A 17747-nucleotide genomic window follows, 5' to 3' on the forward strand; every position below is an offset into this window, starting at 1 on the left:
TCAATGGCGGTAGATTTACTACTCGGTCTCCAATGGGGTGACGAAGGCAAAGGAAAAATTGTTGATGTACTCACTTCTAAATACGATATTATTGCCAGATTTCAGGGCGGGCCAAACGCAGGCCACACTCTGGAATTTGACGGCCAGAAACACGTATTACATACTATTCCTTCAGGAATTTTTCACGATGAAACCATCAACCTTGTAGGTAACGGTGTTGTGATAGATCCCGTAATTTTTAAAAAGGAGCTGGACAACCTTAGCAAACATAATATAGATTACATATCTAAACTTCTTATTTCACGAAAAGCACATTTAATTTTGCCTACCCACAGGCTTTTAGATGCTGCTTCTGAAGCTTCTAAAGGAAAGGCCAAAATTGGTTCTACCCTAAAAGGTATTGGTCCTACTTATATGGATAAAACCGGAAGAAACGGAATTCGTGTAGGAGATTTAGAACTTTCTAACTGGAAGGACAAATACAGAACCCTGGCCGATAAGCACGAAAAAATGATCAAATTCTACGATGTAGATGTTCAATATGATCTTGCCGAATTGGAAAAGGAATTTTTTAATGCGGTTAAAACGCTTAAGTCACTAACTTTTATAGATAGTGAAGCTTATTTGCACGAAGCGCAAAAACAAGGAAAAACTATTCTGGCTGAAGGTGCCCAGGGATCTTTACTCGATATAGATTTTGGGACCTATCCTTTTGTAACTTCTTCTACCACTACTGCTGCAGGTGCCTGTACAGGTCTTGGTGTGGCTCCAAATAAAATTGGGGAAGCTTACGGGATTTTTAAAGCATATACCACCCGCGTTGGAAGCGGCCCCTTCCCTACCGAGCTTTTTGATGAAGACGGTGAAACTATGGGACGGGTTGGTAACGAATTTGGTGCAACCACCGGTCGGGCTCGTAGATGTGGCTGGCTGGATTTAGTAGCTTTAAAATATGCGGTTCAGGTAAATGGAATCACCCAGTTAATTATGATGAAAGGTGATGTGCTTAGCGGCTTTAAAACCCTAAAAGTATGTACTGCCTATAATTATAAGGGAAAGGAAATTCAGCATTTACCCTATAATATTGAAGCAGAAAATGTAACACCCGTTTATACCGAAATTAAAGGTTGGGCAGCAGATCTTACAGGGATGACGAAGGCTAATGAACTTCCGAAAGAATTTAATGAGTATGTGGAATTTCTGGAAAAAGAACTGGAAATACCTATTAAAGTGGTTTCTGTAGGGCCAGACAGAACTCAAACTATAGAGCGCTAATAAAAAAGCAATTATAAATTTAAAAAGCCGTTTCAGTTGAAACGGCTTTTTTTAGCACAAAATTCTTAATAACAAAAAATTAGAATTGAGCCAATTATACTTATGAAACAATAAATAAACCCGCGATTTGCTGGGCTACTTCTCCGCTTATTGGCTCATCGTAAGATTGTGATACCGCTTCGGCGCTAAATCCTGTAGCATCAACCAGATTTACTCCACCCTGTACTACATTCTCTTCTCCATCGTATACAGCCTGCGTTGCTTCCGGCATTCCCGGTCCGCGATTGTTTAAAGTGATCCAACCAAGTGCATTCTCGTTAGTATTATCACCTAAAACATCTGCTCTTAACCTTCTTATTTCAGATGCATGCCTTGCTTCTACAGAATGTATTTGCAATGCTGGGGTTAAAAATTCGGTACCCATTAAATTTGTCGCCTGTCCCTTATAGGCTCTCACGCCGGTATCTTCAAACGCCTGGGCTAAGGCTAATAATTGAGCGTAAGCCATATCATTATTTGGATTAAATGGATCGAAAGCTCCGCCAGCAGTAAAATCGAATTCTGGTGAATCTACTGAGTTGTCACCCAAACCTGCCTTTAGAAACTCAACATGAGCAGATTCGTGTTTTGATATTTGGTTATATACCGCTTCCGCTCTTCCGCCACTTGGTAATACTCCAGAATCTAATGCTTTTATATAGAATTCAGCTTCAAGATATTCTAAGATAAGTGCCAGTTGCAATGCTCCTATAGCATCATTGCCACCACTTTGCGCAAATGCCTTTCCGGAAGTTGAAGCAAGACCAAAAGGTACAGCTACCATAGCCGCCTTTTTCCCTAAATTCCCTAAGCTACCAAGCATTTCTCTTCTTGAAGAAGACTTTTTGATAAGGTCTTCCGAAGTAAATTCATCTAAAAATTTTATAATATTCATAATATTGTTTTTAAGTTGATTAATACTTATTGAGGTAAGTTATTAGCGGTAAACGGGGTCACTACAAAGCCCGTAGCTCCCACTTCGCTAAGAATGGTTTGCGGATCTTTGGCGAGATCTAAACCATTACTATCAATAATATCATCCCCTGCGAAAGCGGTATCGTTTTCAAGATATATAGACCTTATAGTAGCCGCATGTCTTGCTTCTACCGAAACTATTTTTCCGGCAATTACTAAAAAATCTGGTGTTTGCAGTAATCTACCTGCTCCATTGTATGCTGCCACGCCGGTATCTTCCAGGACACGGGCTGTAGCCAGTACAGAATCCCTGTCGGCAAAATTTACACCGCTAAAATCAAATTCAAGTTCTGGTAAAACCTGGTTGGCTTCAGCATTTGCATTAATTGCAGCTTTAAAGAATTCTCGATGAATTACCTCGTGGTCATAGAGATCTTCCAGAATCAATTTCTCCTCAGCAGTCGCTCCGGCCCAGTAAGAACCATCTAATACGTTGGTATAAAATGCAGCTTCCAGTTGCTCCAGCGCGTAAGCATAATTTAAAATACCCACATCGCCACTACCCAGGTCAAAAACTTCTCCTGGCATAGGTTCCGGGTTATTAACGTCGTCATCGTTACTACATCCATAAAGTAATAATCCTGAACCTGCCATAGCAAGTCCTCCCATTTTTAGAAATCTTCTTCGTGATTTACTGTTGTTTACCGGCTTCACAGAAACTGCATCAACCTTAATACGTGGTTTTTCCATAATTTAATTTTTAGTTGTTTCCTATACTTACGCAGTAATTCCGGCAACGGTTTTTGTATTAGAGTTAAAGTTTTCTAAATAAAAAATGGAAACACCTTAAACCTTATGAACTTTATTAAGCATTGGAATTTTTGCAATTAAAGATTTAATAAAAATTCTTTTTTGCGTTATTCCATTATAAAATCTGATTACGGACTTACGACAATTACCATTATGGATGGCAGAATTTTAATTACTTTTGAAAAAATTTTCACCTTGAAAAAATTCATTCTTTTTATAGTATTTGCCTTTTTCGTTTTTCCAGCTTTAATCCAGGCGCAGGAAGCAAAAGAAATTGACTATAGGGCCGATAGGAATATTCAGGATGAAAAATATCCCGGTGCATTTGTTTTAAGTAAAGTAGAAAACCAGGTATATTTTAAGCACGAAGGTATAGAGGTTTGGTGCGATCTCGCCATTCATTATAAAGATGAAAACTTCTTCAGGGCTTTTGGCAATGTGAGAATGCAACAGGGCGATACCGTAAAATTAAATAGTAATTATGCGGAATATAACGGAAACTCCCAGTTTGCCTTCGCCAGTGGTGAGGTGGTGATGAAGCGCCCGCAAACCACCCTGGAATCTGACAGTCTTTTCTTTGACCGGCTAAAACAACAGGCCTATTACAGGAGCGGTGGTAAAGTAATTGACACCGGCGGGGTTATTACCAGTAATATTGGCCGGTATTTTATGGAAGATGATAAATATTCTTTTGTTTCAGATGTAGTGCTTACCAATCCCGAATACATCATCAATTCAGAACAACTTGATTTTTATGGCGAAACCGGCCACGCATATCTGTATGGCCCTTCAACCATAGAAAGTGAAACCAGCACTGTTTATTGTGAACGTGGCTTTTATGATACCAGGGGCGATACCGGTTATTTTGTAAAAAATTCAAAAATAGATTACGAAAACAGAACGGTTAAAGGCGATAGCATGTATTTTAACCGGAATACCAATTTTGCTTCTGCTACGAATAATATTGAAGTGATAGACACCATTAACGAGAGTGTGGTCACAGGGCATTATGCTGAAGTTTTTCGGGATAAAGATTCGGTTTTTATTACTAAAAGAGCAGTTGCAGCCAGCGTTCAGGATAGGGATTCATTGTTTATTCACGGTGATACCATAATGATCACCGGAAAACCTGAAAAACGAATAATTCGCGGATTTTATGATGTTAGACTTTTCAAAAGCGATATGAGCGGGAAGAGTGATTCGGTGCATATTAACCAGCAAACCGGTCTAACCAAAATGATCAATATTACCAGCGGCCCGGTTACTTCGGTCACGAAACGTCGAAGTCCCGTGCTGTGGAGCGGTCTTAGCCAAATGACGGGAGATACTATTCATTTGCAAAGCAATACCAAAACCGAACAGCTTGATTCTATGCGGGTTTTTAACAATGCTTTTCTTATTCAAAAAGATACTATAGATGGATACAACCAGGTAAAAGGAATGGACCTGGTAGGATTATTTGAAGACAATGAGCTATATCAGGTAGATATTAATAAAAATACCGAAACCCTTTATTACAGCCGTAATAGCGACCAGGAACTTATTGGCATTAACAAAACCCTCTCCAGTTCTATTAAAATCCTTTTTGAAGAACGGGAAATTGAAGATATTTATTACTACCAGAATGTTGACGGTAATTTAACCCCGGAAGAAGATTTTCCCCTAAATGTTCGGGAATTAATTGGCTTTAACTGGCGAGGTGATGAAAGGTTGCTCACTAAAGAGGATCTTTTTAAAGGCAAACCGGCTCCCGAATTGGTTAAAATAGAAGGAATTCCTTTGCCGGAGGAAGATGAAGAGTTTTTTGATGAACGCGAAGCAGGAGATGATATGCTGCTGAACGAGAAATCAAGACTTAAACCCGAAGACCTTCAAAACAGGGCAAAAGATAGTATTCCGCAGCTTAAGGAAGCGCAGCAATTGATTAATGCTGAAGAAGAGGATGAAGAAAATGCAGCTAAAACTGAAGCCGAAGAATTACAAAATAGGCTAAGAGATTCTATCCCTCAATTAAAGAAGCAACAGGAAATGATTAAAGCTACAGAGCAAGAAAATAAAGCTAATCCTGAAGCTGAAGAAGATCAAAAAGATGAATAAAGATTTCCTGAGATACCAAGCTCAAACCACTCCACATCCTTTAGGACTTGAAGTGGAATTGGCCAAAGGTTCTTATATTTTTACAACTGACGGAAAAAAACATCTTGATTTTGTAGCCGGGGTTTCGGCCTGCAGTTTAGGACATTGTCATCCAAAAGTGGTAAAGGCAATAAAGGAACAAGCCGAAAAGTACCTACATGTTATGGTTTATGGAGAATACGCCCAGCAACCCGCCGTTGAACTAACAAAATTACTGGCAGAACATTTCCCCAAACCTTTGGAAAAAACTTATCTCACCAATTCGGGTACCGAAGCTATTGAAGGTGCTTTAAAACTTGCACGGCGTTACACTGGAAGAGCTGAAATTATTGCAGCTCACCAGGCTTATCATGGCAATACCATGGGCTCTTTAAGCTTAATGGATTACGAAGAACGCCAAAAACCTTTTAGACCTCTTTTGGGCGGAATTTCTTTTATTCAGTTTAATGAAGAGAAAGATTTAGAAAAGATTACTAAAAAAACCGCGGCAGTAATCCTGGAAAGTATCCAGGGTGGAGCCGGGTTTATACTTCCGAAGAATAATTATTTAAAAAAGATCAAACAACGTTGTGAAGAAGTTGGCGCTTTATTCATCCTAGATGAAATTCAACCCGGCTTCGGTAGAACAGGAAAACTCTTTGGATTTCAGAATTTTGATATGGTTCCCGACATTGTTGCTTTAGGCAAAGGAATGGGCGGCGGAATGCCAATTGGCGCCTTTTCGGCTTCAGCTAAAATGATGGATAGCCTTTCAGACAATCCAAAAATGGGACATATCACTACCTTTGGGGGAAATCCTGTAATTGCTGCTTCAGCTTTAGCTACATTAAAAGAAATCACTTCATCAGACTTAATGTCAGAAAGCCTGGAAAAAGAAAAATTATTCAGAAAATTGCTGGTGCATCCGCTAATTTCAGAAGTAAGAGGAATGGGCTTAATGCTTGCTATTATTACACCTTCAGAAGAAACTGCGAATCAGTTAATCTTAAAATGTAAAGAAAAAAACCTTATTCTTTTCTGGCTTTTATTTGAGAAAAAAGCGGTGAGAATAACTCCTCCCCTCACCATTTCTGAAGAAGAAATAAAAGAAGGCTGTGGCATCATTATTGACGTATTGGAGGATATAATTAAGAAACAGGAAGCTGTTAATTAATTTGTTAACAACAATATTGATATTTGAGCTTTTTAACATTATTCATTTTTAATTTTAGGAAATACCTTAAAGCAGTGCCGCAAGGCATTTTATTCAAAAAGATCAATAATTCCGGTCTAACCTGGAATATATAAACCTCACTTAGTGAGTAAAGTAGAAATCCCGTAATTACCTACGTATGCAATTAAGCCATAACGACGAAAACAATTTCTCACTTTCCCGATTTGAATCTATGCTTAAAACTAACGACGTTTTATTCTTTGATTCAGCGGAATTTGAAGATATTATTAACTATTATTTAGAGAACGGGAAATTTGCATTGGCTAAAAAAGCCGTGAAATTAGGCCTGGCGCAGCATCCTACTTCAACAAACCTAAAACTTTTTAAAATTGAGATTTTGGTTTTTGAAGATAAACTGGATGTTGCTGAAGCAATGCTTACAGATTTACAACAATTAGAATCTTCTAACGAAGAAATTTATATACAAAAAGCACAAATTCTTTCTAAACGAGATCGCCACGCTCACGCCATTCAGGTTTTAGAAATGGCGCTTGACATTACCCTGGATCCTGCTGAAGTTTATTCCCTAATTGGGATGGAATATTTATTCCTTGAAGATTTTGAGAATGCGAAATTCAGCTTTATGAAATGTCTGGAAGCCGATGAAGAGGATTATTCAGCGCTTTACAATATTATGTACTGTTTTGATTTTCTTGATCAAAAAACAGCAGCCATTGAATACCTGAATATGTATTTAGATAAAAATCCATATTGCGAGGTTGCCTGGCACCAGGTAGGAAAACAATATTTTGACCTAAAAGATTACGAAAAAGCATTATCGGCTTTCGATTTTGCCATAATTAGTGACGATTATTTTATTGGCGCTTATCTTGAAAAAGGAAAAGTTCTGGAAAAATTAGGCCGTTTTCACGAAGCTATAGAAAACTATCGTTTAACCCTGGAGTTAGACGATCCTACTTCTTTTGCGTATTTGCGAATTGGAAAATGTTTTGAGAAATTAGGATTAAACGAACTCGCCCTTAAACATTATAAAGATTGCGTGCACGAAGATCCGCTTCTAGATAAAGGCTGGATTGCGATCACCGATTTCTATATTAAAAAGAAAAATTACCAGAAAGCGCTTTATTATATTAATAAGGCGATAAATATAGATGAGGAAAACGTTTTATACTGGAAACGTTACGCTAAAATCAATAACCGCCTTAAGTTTTTTGAAGAGGCGGAACGCGGCTATAAAAAAAGTCTTGATCTTGGTAATTATGAATTAGAAACCTGGGTTAGACGCTGCGATATCTTAATAGATCTTGGCGAATTTGAAACTGCTATTCAAAACCTTAATCAGGCACTGGAATTTTATCCTGATACCGCTGAGATTGAATTTCGGTTGGCCGGTTTATACTTTAGCCATAATGAAGGAGAAAAAGCTTATTTTCACCTTAATAAAGGACTAAAACTAGATGCCGAATATTATATTGTAATAGAAGAATTATTTCCTCAAATCTTTAACCGAAAAAGTGTAAGACAAATTATAAATTCCTTTATAAACCTCTCTTAGTTATTTTACTAACTTTGAGCCGGAATTTTAATTTGTACACATGCAAAAAAGCTTTAAAGACCATCTTTCAATAACCCTAAAAGGTATGGCGATGGGTGCAGCAGATGTGGTTCCCGGAGTTTCGGGAGGCACTATTGCTTTTATTTCAGGAATTTATGAAGAATTAATCTCTACCATTAGCGGGGTAAATTTTTCGCTAATAACTACCTGGAAAAATAAAGGCTTTAAAGCCATGTGGCACCAACTTAACGGGCCTTTTATTTTAGCTCTTTTTATAGGAATTCTTATTAGTATTTTTTCATTAATGAGAATTACGAATTATTTACTGGAGAACCACCCAGTTTTAATCTGGTCTTTTTTCTTCGGTCTTGTACTTGCCAGTATTTGGTATGTTGGCAAACAAATCCCAAAATGGAATTTCAAAATTGTCCTTGCTTTGCTTATTGGAGCCGGAGTAGCTTTTTATATTGTTTCCCTACCTCCAATGGCTGCAAATGATAGTAATTTATTCATCTTTTTTTCAGGTGCTATTGCAATTTGCGCAATGATACTTCCGGGAATTTCGGGCGCTTTTATTTTAGTGCTTTTAGGAGCTTATAAAAGAATTACTGAAGCCGCGCACGATTTTGATTTCCAAACCCTGGGAATCTTTGTCGTAGGTGCTGTTATTGGATTACTTAGTTTTTCTAAAATTCTGAAATGGCTTTTTGTACATTACAGCAGTATCACCCTGGCGGTGCTAACTGGTTTTATAGCCGGCTCCCTTAATAAAATCTGGCCCTGGAAACATGTTCTACAAACCGAAATGTATGGAGATAAGGAAGTTGTTCTAAGAGAAGCTTCGGTTTTACCGTGGAATTTTAATGGTGAGCCTCAAACTTTCTTTGCCGTAATTTTGATGCTTACAGGATTTTTATTAATTCTGGGTCTGGAAATTTTCGCCGCAAAAAGTTCAACCAAAGTAAATGCAACAAACTAGAACCTTTACAGATAAAGTGCTTTTGGTACTTAAAGGTTTAGCTATGGGAGCAGCTAATAAAGTGCCCGGTGTATCTGGTGGCGTTGTAGCTTTTGTTGCCGGTTTCTATGAAGAATTCATCTATTCTCTTCAAAAAATAAATTACAAAGCTTTTATTCTGCTTATCAACGGTAGGTTTAGAAGTTTATATTACTATACCAATGGAAAATTCCTGAGCTTACTTATTCTCGGGATGCTTATTAGTTATTTTAGTGTTTCTAAAGTTCTGGATTACTTAATTCTTCATTACGAACTTTACGTTTGGGCCGCTTTTTTTGGAATGATTGTAGGTTCCATTTATTACATCAGTAAAGATTTTGAAGAATGGAGCAAACGTTCCCTGGTATTTGTATTGCTGGGAATAATTGTAGGTGTGGCTATAAGTTTTCTGGAACCTGCTAAAGAAAATGATAATCTCTGGTTTGTATTTTTCTGCGGAATTATAGGCGTTTCAGGAATGACGCTTCCCGGACTTTCAGGGTCTTTTATCCTAATTTTATTAGGAAATTATGTACTTCTTTTAGTCGATTCTGTAAATGCGCTTTATGATACCATTGCCAATCTATTACTTTGGGATCTAAGCTTCCTTGCCGATCCTGAACGAATTAGACTCTTGGAAGTATTACTGGTTTTTGGGGCAGGTTCCCTAGCAGGATTGGTAAGCCTTTCCCACCTTCTTGGTTTCGTTTTAAAAAATTATAAAACCGATACTTTTGCTGCAATTATTGGCTTTATTACCGGCTCTCTGGGCGTAGTTTGGCCCTGGAAGGAAAAAATTTTTAAAGTAGACGCTAACGGGGAAATGATTTTAGACAGCCAGGGAAATGCAGTAATAGATTATTACGACCGGTATTTCCCCGCATTCTCCTCTGCCGAGACCTGGCTCGCAATTTTCTTTATCTTTGTAGGAATACTTATAGTATTGGGACTCGCCTGGTACGAAAAGAAAAACCAAAAACCCGCAAAGCGATGAAGAATTTTGGGCTACTCGGAAAAAATATCAGTTACTCTTTTTCCCGCACGTATTTTACTGAAAAGTTTAAGAAAGAAAATATTGAAGCAGAATATCGAAATTTCGACCTGGATAATATAAAAGAATTCCGGGATGTTATAAAAGAAACACCTAATCTGCAGGGTTTAAATGTTACGATCCCGTATAAGCAGGAGATTATTCCCTATTTAGACGAGCTAGCGCCAGAAGCTAAAGAAATTGGTGCCGTGAATACCATTAATGTAATTGGCAATAAATTAATTGGCCATAATACCGATTATATAGGGTTTTCTGAATCTTTAAAACCTTTCTTGAAAGAGCATCATAAAAAAGCACTTATCCTGGGAACCGGCGGGGCTTCTAAGGCGGTAGCTTATGCCCTAACGAAATTCAAAATTGAATATAAATTCGTATCAAGATCTGCTGGAGAAAATAAATTGGGTTACGATGATCTTTCTGAAGAGATAATGAAAGAACACAGCCTTATAATAAACACCACTCCCTTAGGCACTTACCCTGATGTTGACGCGCATCCAGAAATTCCTTTTCAGTTTATAAACGAGAAACACCTGGTTTACGACCTAATTTACAATCCGCGCACCACAAAATTAATGGCTCGCACCCAGGCCAAAGGAGCCACGGCAACCAACGGGTTAAAAATGTTGGAATTACAAGCCGAAAGCGCCTGGAAGATATGGACAAAATGACCACTACTTTTTGCTTTTAAATTCTACAAAAAAAGGGAATTGTTTGCCCAATTTTAGTGGAGTTACTATCTTTCAGCCTAATTAATTTACACGAACCTTTACATTGAAAGATATGTCTCAGCAAGAAAATGATAAAAACAAAGAGGAGTTTTCTAACGAATCAACAAATAATTCTGAACAAACTCAGGATAAGAAAAAGTTGACCGACGAAAACAAGGAAGCTAATGCAGAGGAAAATTCATTTTCTCAAAAGTCTGAAACCCAAAAAACTTCAGAAGAGAAAGATGCTGTAATTGAACCGGCAGAAACGGCCTCTGAAATTAAATCTGAAGATGATAGCCTGGAAGATGCTATGATTGCTGAAGCGGGTGATACTAAAAACACTTCAGAAGAAAATAAAGCGAGCAAGGAGGAAGACGATGAAGATGATGCTATTCTTGAAGAAAGCAGGAAGAAAAAACGACCTGAAGAGGAAAAAGATCAGGTTGAAACAGGTGCTAAAGCTGAAAAAAAATCAGGTGAAGCCCACTCTGAGGATGATGATGACGATGAGGATGATGAAACTTCAGAAGAAGACGGTAGAACTTCAAAACATCACCAGGAGCATATAGACGATTCTGTAGCAGAAGACAGCGAAGATGAGACTAAGGCTGAGCGGCATGATATTCCAAAGAAAGATTATCACGCTATGAGCAAAGAACAGTTGGCAGATGAATTTGAATCTTTGCTTAAAAAGGAAAAAGTTCAGGCAATTAAAGACCACGTAATTGAAATTCGTGCTGAATTTAATGCAAAATTTAACGAAGAAGAAGAGGAGAAAAAAGAGGAATTTCTTGCCGAAGGCGGGAATATTATAGACTTCCACTACTCTACTCCGCTAAAAAAACGTTTCAATTCACTATATTTTGATTACAGGGAAAAACGTAATAATTACTACAAGCAACTAAAGCAAGACCTTAATAAAAACCTGGCCAAACGCTTGGAAATTATTGAAGAATTAAAAGGTCTAATTGATGTTGAAGAAAATATAAATACCACTTACAAGCACTTTAAAGAGCTCCAGGATCGTTGGCGTGTTGCGGGCCCTATTCCGCGAGAAAAATATAACGATGTATGGAATACTTATCACCATCACGTAGAGAATTTCTATGATTTTCTTCATTTAAATCGTGAATTCCGCGATCTTGATTTTAAACACAACCTCGATCAAAAATTAAAAGTAATAGACCGTGCCGAAGAACTGGTGCAGGAAAACGATGTAAACCGTGCGTTTAGGGAATTGCAAATGCTTCACAAAATGTGGAAAGAAGAACTTGGGCCGGTTGCAAAAGAGTTTCGGGAAGATATTTGGGAGCGTTTTAGCAGTGCTACCAAACAAATTCACGATAAGCGTCAGGAATTCTTTAATACGATGGATGAGCGTTACGAGGAGAATTGGAAGGCCAAGCAGGTTATTATTAAGAAAATTAGGGAAATCGCAGACGAAGAGTATAAAAGCCACAATAAATGGCAACAAAAAATTAAAGAAATTGAAGCGCTTCGGGAAGCATTTTTTAACGCCGGGAAGGTACCACGTAGTAAAAACGAAGAAACCTGGACAGATTTCAAACAAACCGTTCGCCGATTTAACCGAAATAAAAACGCTTTTTACAAAAACCTAAAAAAGCAGCAATACGATAATCTTGAAAAGAAAAAAGAGCTTATTAAAATCGCTGAAGAAAATAAAGATAGCGACGATTTTAAGACGGTTACGCCTTTAATGAAGAAAATCCAGGCCGATTGGAAAAAGATTGGTCACGTGCCAAGAAAAGATAGCGACAAGGTTTGGAAACAATTTAAAGCTGCCTGCAATCATTATTTTGAACGCATGCACGAAAATCGTGACGATGAGAATAAAGAGGAATTTGAAGCTTTTGATAAGAAAAAAGAATTGTTAGAGCAGGTAAAATCTGTAGAGCTAACCGGCGATAAAAAAGAAGATCTACCTAAGATTAAACAATTTATTGAAGACTGGAAAAATCTTGGAAAAGTACCTCACAATAAGCGTTTTATTGAAGGAAAATTCAATAAAGCTTTAGATCAGCTTTTCAATAAATTAGATGTAGATCACACCAAAGCTGAAATGCTGAAATACGAAAATAAAGTACAGGCTATAAATGATGCAGACGATGATAAAAAGCTTCGTAATGAGCATTATTTCCTTACCAAGAAAATTGAGGAAACAAAGGCTGAAATTAGACAGTTAGAAAACAACTTACAGTTTTTCTCTAATGTAGATGATGATAACCCGTTGGTACAGGAAGTACACAAAAATATAGCTGACCAGAAAGAACAACTGGAAGTTTGGAAAGAAAAACTTCGTAAAATCAAGTCGCTTTACTAAGAAAAGCGATATGAAATGTATTCTTTGCGAAGGTGCAACCAAAGAATTCTGGAAAAGTAAGAACAGGGAATTTGTTGAATGCACCACTTGTGGTGGCATTCAACTTTTACCCGACTTCTATATTTCAAAATACGCCGAAGAAAAACGATACCTAACGCACAATAATGACATAGAAGATCTCGGCTACCAGGATTTTGTAAGCCCCATAACCTCTCAAATTCTCACGGATTTTACTCCAAAACATTCCGGGTTGGATTACGGCTGTGGCACCGGGCCAGTTGCCGCAAACATTCTTGAAAAACAAGGATATTCCATTGCTTTATACGATCCTTATTTTTACCCGAATACCGCCGTATTAAACGCTACCTACGATTTTATTATTTGTTGTGAAGTCATGGAACATTTCTATGATCCAAAGCGTGAATTCAGCGAATTAGCCCAACGACTATATGCTGGAGGGAAATTGTATTGTAAAACCTCTATTTATTCTGAAGAAATAGATTTCAATAACTGGTATTATAAAAACGATCGTACCCATGTTTTTTTCTATACTGCAAAAAGCCTGGATTGGATAAGAAATAACCTGGGATTTTCAGCATTGGAGATTAATCCTAAGGTGATTATTTTTGGGAAATAAAAATCTTACAACAACTTAGCTTCATTCCAAAAGACATCCATTTCAGCTAAAGTCATATCCTTTAAAGCTTTATTTTGTCCTTTTGCTTTGCCTTCCAAATACTGAAACCGGGTAATAAACTTTTTATTAGTACGTTCTAAAGCGTTTTCAGGATTTATACCAAGAAAACGAGCATAATTAATCATAGAGAACATAACATCCCCGAATTCAGCTTCTATTTTATCTTTATTTTCGGTATTTATTTCGTGCTGTAATTCTCCTAATTCTTCCTGAAGTTTTTCAAATACCTGTTCCGGTTTTTCCCAATCAAATCCAACCCCGGCCACTTTCTCCTGAATTCTACTGGCTTTTACCACTGCCGGCAAAGAGCGTGGCACTCCTTCTAAAACACTGGTTTTTCCTTCTTTAAGTTTCAGGTTTTCCCAGTTCTTCTTTACTTCTTCTTCATCTGCTACTTCTACATCACCATAAATATGTGGATGGCGGGCTATTAATTTGTCACAAATTCCGTTAGCAACATCAGCGATATCAAAATCTTTAGTTTCGCTTCCTATTTTTGCATAAAACACAAGGTGTAGCAGTAGATCTCCCAGTTCTTTTCGCACTTCCTCTACATCATTATCTAAAATTGCATCGCCAAGCTCGTAGGTTTCCTCAATGGTTAAATGCCGCAACGATTCCATAGTTTGTTTTCTATCCCAGGGACATTGCTCTCTTAGCTCTTCCATGATAGTTAATAATCGATCAAATGCTTTTAATTGCTCTTCTCTGGAGTTCATAGTCGAAATTTTAGTGTTGTAAAAATAAGGATTGATTTTAGGCTTTTGGAAGTCTTATTAGAAAAAATAGTTATTATTCAGTGCCACCTAGATACTGAAACCAATTCAGCATTGCGCCTATTTTAATATTTCAGGTTCTTTAAATTCACCGCATAAATCAAGTAGGGTGAAGATAATAAATATTTGAGCATTTATTATCTTCATCCCTCTTCCAGAACCGTGCATACGGGTCTCGTACACGGCTCATGTTAAATCTTATTCAGTACTGTTTGATAGTACTGATGCAAAGTGTTCCCTTCAACTGTGTCCATTGCGTACAACCCTAATTCTGAGAAGTACTTATTGGGCAGGGCATAGTGTATTAAATTGGTGGAGGAGTTTCTCCATCGGGTTACCGATATCTTAAGAAAATTCCCCTTATAGCCCATACGCCTTAGTTGTCGGTGAAGAGGTTTCCAGCTTTTCCAGCTTTTCATCACCATCATTCGTAACCTTCTCCTGATCCAGCTTAAAAGATCCTGGAACAGCTTTTTGGTCAAGCCTATTCGGAAGTAATTGGCAAAACCCCTTAATAGCGGGTTCAGTTCTTTAATATAGAAAGCTATACTTTGCCCTTTAGTTCGAGGGGTTAGTAATTTTACTTTCTTTTTGAACCTCTTGATGCTTTTGTGGGATACCACTACTCCATAGGGCTTTATCACCACACCTAAATAGTGGATGCCTTCTTCAAGGTTTGTCAGACTGCTCTTGTTTTTATTCACTTCTAACCCAAGCTCTTTTTCCAGATAACTCGTGGCTTTAGCCATGTATTTTCCAGCTTGAGCTTTGGTTGGTGCAAACAACAGCACGTCATCAGCAAACCTCACCATTCGTATGCCTGAATTTTTCATATGCTGGTCGAATGCGTCCAGATAGATATTCATCAGAAGCGGTGAGATAATTCCCCCTTGTGGGCTCCCCTTCTTTGTAGGTGTGAAGCGCGCTCCATCAAGTGCGCCGGATTCTAAAAGCTCCCTATCAGTTTAAGTATCTTTCCATCGCTTACCCGTTTGCCCACGCTTTGCACTATCAGCCGATGGTCTAGAGTATCAAAACATTTGGATAAATCCATGTCTGCTACATGATCCAGACCATAGTACCGACTAAAGCGCTCTGCTTTGGCAATGGCATGATGAGCACTTCGTTTAGGACGATACCCATAACTGGAGGGATGGAATTCGGGATCGAAGATAGGTTGCAACACATTAAACAGCGATTGTTGTACAATGCGGTCTTTGATGGTTGGGATACCCAATCCTCTCTTGCTCCCGTCTGGTTTATCGATATAGGCTCGCCTTACCGGCTGTGGCCTATATCTCCCCTCTTTCAGTTCCCTGGAGAGTTGGCACAAATTCTCCTCTAAAGCTGAACTAAAATCAGCTATACTTTGGTTATCCACTCCCTTGGCTCTGGAACCTTTGTTTTTCCTTACCTCACGGTAGGCTTGTTCCAGCCTAGGTAATGCATATACCTTGTCTATAAGACTGTACCATTTTCGCATAATGAAACTTTCTCTTCTTTGCAGTACGGTTTATTTCTTTAGGCAGAATTAGACAGATTGTTTGTTCATAAGGTATACTGTTGTCTTTAGCACTGTGGCAATCTATAACAGTAAAAGAAAATCTTACTACTCAATACTCGCGCGGATTAACAGCCAGAGTTAGCTCGTCACTCCTCTTTGCTGCAATTCCTCAGAATGTTTCAATTCCGATTGTCTTCGCTTATGGCTAATTCCTTTAAAGAACTTCCTGTACTTAATTTAACTTCGTCCCTTCGCATCCGCCACAGTTAATCTGTGACAGTCATTGCAACCGATTATGCGATTCTTGTGCAATGTCATTTGGGTTTTCTCCTCCACACTGTCACCAGTGCTTCTCAGGCCTAAATTTTCTCACTACTACGGACTCATCTGCCACCTGATTTTCCATAACAAATCCTTGTCTCTCGACTTGTTTCTGCTTAGCCTCAAAAGGCGAATAATCAGGCTTCCCCCGTTAAGCAAACATTCCTGTTAGTGAAGCCATCCGTTTTAACATATATTGCTATTCGGATTTTGGGCATCGGCACTTTTTGCAACCTTACCCCCAATATATGCCAGAATCGGTTCGATTTCTCTATGTTCCACTAACTTGCTAGGTCTTCCTTCACACCCCACTGTTGCCAGTGACGCACTTGACTTTACATTGCTCTTCCCTCCGATCAGGTGAGCGGGCTTTCTTTCAAGTCCCGGAATTGTTTGCGTGCAGGGCAAACAAAAAGCCTTCAGAAAACTGAAGGCTTGAATAAAGGGGTGGAAGACCGGGTTCGAACCGGCGACCTCCGGAACCACAATCCGGCGCTCTAACCAGCTGAGCTACAACCACCATTTTAATTGCGGTTGCAAATGTAGGTTATTTTAACTATTTCCCAAAGAAAAATTTTTAATATTAGAACGAATTTTACTGCTATTTCCTGTACTTAAAGCTAAGAAGCTTCAAATTAATTAATTAGCGAAAACTAATTTTCATTCTAGATTAGATCAAAAATAGAATCTACCGCCGGGTAACGCTCTACCGTGAAACCTTCGGCGTGTTCAGTATTGATTAATCTGCCCAGATCTCTCGCTCTGTAGTTAATACTATCTAAAAAGTTACTGCTGGAAATTGGGGTTTCAGGTTCTTTAGAATCCTGATCGTAAAACTGGGTTTTATAAGCCAGAACCGATTCCATCTTTTTATCCATATATCCCGAAATATCCACCACCACATCAGGTTTTAAATTTTTCCACTGGATATAATGATAAACGTGCTTGGGTCGCCAGGCCTCCTGACTTTCCCTGTCGCAAATAGTCTCTATTTTACGTAATCCGCTTAAGAAACAGGCGTCACTTACCAATTTCGCTCCTTTTCCGTGGTCTATATGCCTATCGTCTACTGCATTGCATAAAACAATTTCGGGGCGATATTTTCGTAAGATTTTTATAATTTCCAGTTTGTGGGCGGTATTATTTTCAAAAAAAGCATCGCTAAATTCAAGGTTTTCTCTAATTGAAACGCCCAGTATTTTTGCAGCTTCTTTTGCTTCTTTATCACGAGTTTCGGCAGTGCCGCGAGTGCCCATTTCACCACGAGTAAGGTCTAAAATCCCTACCTTTTTTCCTCTGTCTACTTCTTTTGCTATAGTGCCCGAACAACTTAATTCTACATCGTCTGGATGCGAGCCTATAGCCAATATATCTAGTTTCATAATATTTACTTTGTCATTTCCGCGCAGGCGGAAATCTAATTTTAAGTTAGTCTTTCAAACTTCG

At 38.3% G+C, this 17747-nt stretch carries 15 protein-coding genes and 1 tRNA gene; 9 read left to right on the top strand and 7 right to left on the bottom strand.

The genetic code is table 11. The features are described 5' to 3' along the window. The first annotated feature begins 3 nt into the window (after nucleotides 1–3). On the top strand, nucleotides 4–1275 hold the full coding sequence (locus tag AO058_RS16240) for an adenylosuccinate synthase (RefSeq protein ID WP_075327493.1): 1272 nt from the start codon (nucleotides 4–6) through the stop codon (nucleotides 1273–1275). A 100-nt stretch (nucleotides 1276–1375) separates the two neighbouring features. On the opposite strand, the gene AO058_RS16245 is transcribed toward AO058_RS16240, so the two are convergent. After that, on the bottom strand, nucleotides 1376–2209 hold the full coding sequence (locus AO058_RS16245; protein WP_075327494.1) for a ferritin-like domain-containing protein: 834 nt from the start codon (nucleotides 2207–2209) through the stop codon (nucleotides 1376–1378). A 26-nt stretch (nucleotides 2210–2235) separates the two neighbouring features. Continuing rightward, on the bottom strand, nucleotides 2236–2979 hold the full coding sequence (locus tag AO058_RS16250) for a ferritin-like domain-containing protein (protein WP_075327495.1): 744 nt from the start codon (nucleotides 2977–2979) through the stop codon (nucleotides 2236–2238). A 213-nt stretch (nucleotides 2980–3192) separates the two neighbouring features. On the opposite strand from AO058_RS16250, the gene AO058_RS16255 reads away from it, so the two are divergent. From AO058_RS16255 to AO058_RS16290, 8 genes are all read left to right on the top strand, one after another. Then, nucleotides 3193–5136: an OstA-like protein gene (locus AO058_RS16255; RefSeq protein WP_083634242.1), complete on the top strand. Its 1944-nt coding sequence runs from the start codon at nucleotides 3193–3195 to the stop codon at nucleotides 5134–5136. After that, the gene (locus AO058_RS16260) at nucleotides 5129–6328 is read left to right on the top strand and encodes an aspartate aminotransferase family protein (protein WP_075327497.1); all 1200 of its coding nucleotides are present in this window, start codon (nucleotides 5129–5131) and stop codon (nucleotides 6326–6328) included. The genes AO058_RS16255 and AO058_RS16260 overlap by 8 nt, the downstream gene beginning before the upstream one ends. Before the next feature lie 178 nt (nucleotides 6329–6506). Next, nucleotides 6507–7904 carry a tetratricopeptide repeat protein gene (locus tag AO058_RS16265; protein ID WP_075327498.1) on the top strand — a complete coding sequence of 466 codons (1398 nt, stop codon included), beginning with the start codon at nucleotides 6507–6509 and terminating at the stop codon, nucleotides 7902–7904. A 40-nt stretch (nucleotides 7905–7944) separates the two neighbouring features. After that, complete coding sequence (locus AO058_RS16270; protein ID WP_075327499.1) at nucleotides 7945–8883, top strand: DUF368 domain-containing protein; 939 nt, start codon at nucleotides 7945–7947, stop codon at nucleotides 8881–8883. Next, complete coding sequence (locus AO058_RS16275; RefSeq protein ID WP_075327500.1) at nucleotides 8870–9895, top strand: DUF368 domain-containing protein; 1026 nt, start codon at nucleotides 8870–8872, stop codon at nucleotides 9893–9895. Before AO058_RS16270 ends, AO058_RS16275 begins: the two co-directional genes overlap by 14 nt. Continuing rightward, a complete protein-coding gene (locus tag AO058_RS16280) occupies nucleotides 9892–10620 on the top strand; it encodes a shikimate dehydrogenase family protein (RefSeq protein WP_075327501.1) in 729 nt (242 codons plus the stop codon). Before AO058_RS16275 ends, AO058_RS16280 begins: the two co-directional genes overlap by 4 nt. Before the next feature lie 112 nt (nucleotides 10621–10732). Next, nucleotides 10733–13003, top strand: a complete 2271-nt coding sequence (locus AO058_RS16285; RefSeq protein ID WP_075327502.1) for a DUF349 domain-containing protein — start codon at nucleotides 10733–10735, stop codon at nucleotides 13001–13003. Between the two features lie 10 nt (nucleotides 13004–13013). Beyond that, nucleotides 13014–13640 carry a class I SAM-dependent methyltransferase gene (locus AO058_RS16290; protein ID WP_075327503.1) on the top strand — a complete coding sequence of 209 codons (627 nt, stop codon included), beginning with the start codon at nucleotides 13014–13016 and terminating at the stop codon, nucleotides 13638–13640. A 5-nt stretch (nucleotides 13641–13645) separates the two neighbouring features. Here the strand turns inward: AO058_RS16290 and mazG are convergent, their stop codons facing one another. From mazG to bshB1, 5 genes are all read right to left on the bottom strand, one after another. Next, complete coding sequence (mazG, locus tag AO058_RS16295) at nucleotides 13646–14419, bottom strand: nucleoside triphosphate pyrophosphohydrolase (protein WP_075327504.1); 774 nt, start codon at nucleotides 14417–14419, stop codon at nucleotides 13646–13648. Between the two features lie 248 nt (nucleotides 14420–14667). Then, a complete protein-coding gene (locus AO058_RS18595; RefSeq protein ID WP_198036117.1) occupies nucleotides 14668–15342 on the bottom strand; it encodes a group II intron maturase-specific domain-containing protein in 675 nt (224 codons plus the stop codon). 80 nt (nucleotides 15343–15422) lie between these two features. Further along, nucleotides 15423–15959, bottom strand: coding sequence for a reverse transcriptase domain-containing protein (locus tag AO058_RS18600; RefSeq protein WP_198036118.1), 537 nt, complete (start codon nucleotides 15957–15959; stop codon nucleotides 15423–15425). Nucleotides 15960–16746: 787 nt separating this feature from the next. Continuing rightward, nucleotides 16747–16822 (bottom strand) — tRNA-His (locus AO058_RS16310). Nucleotides 16823–16966: 144 nt separating this feature from the next. Continuing rightward, nucleotides 16967–17683, bottom strand: coding sequence for a bacillithiol biosynthesis deacetylase BshB1 (gene bshB1 / locus AO058_RS16315; protein WP_075327506.1), 717 nt, complete (start codon nucleotides 17681–17683; stop codon nucleotides 16967–16969). Nucleotides 17684–17747: the final 64 nt, after the last annotated feature.

It is taken from the genome of Salegentibacter sp. T436 (assembly GCF_001932675.1).
Taxonomy (GTDB): domain Bacteria; phylum Bacteroidota; class Bacteroidia; order Flavobacteriales; family Flavobacteriaceae; genus Salegentibacter; species Salegentibacter agarivorans.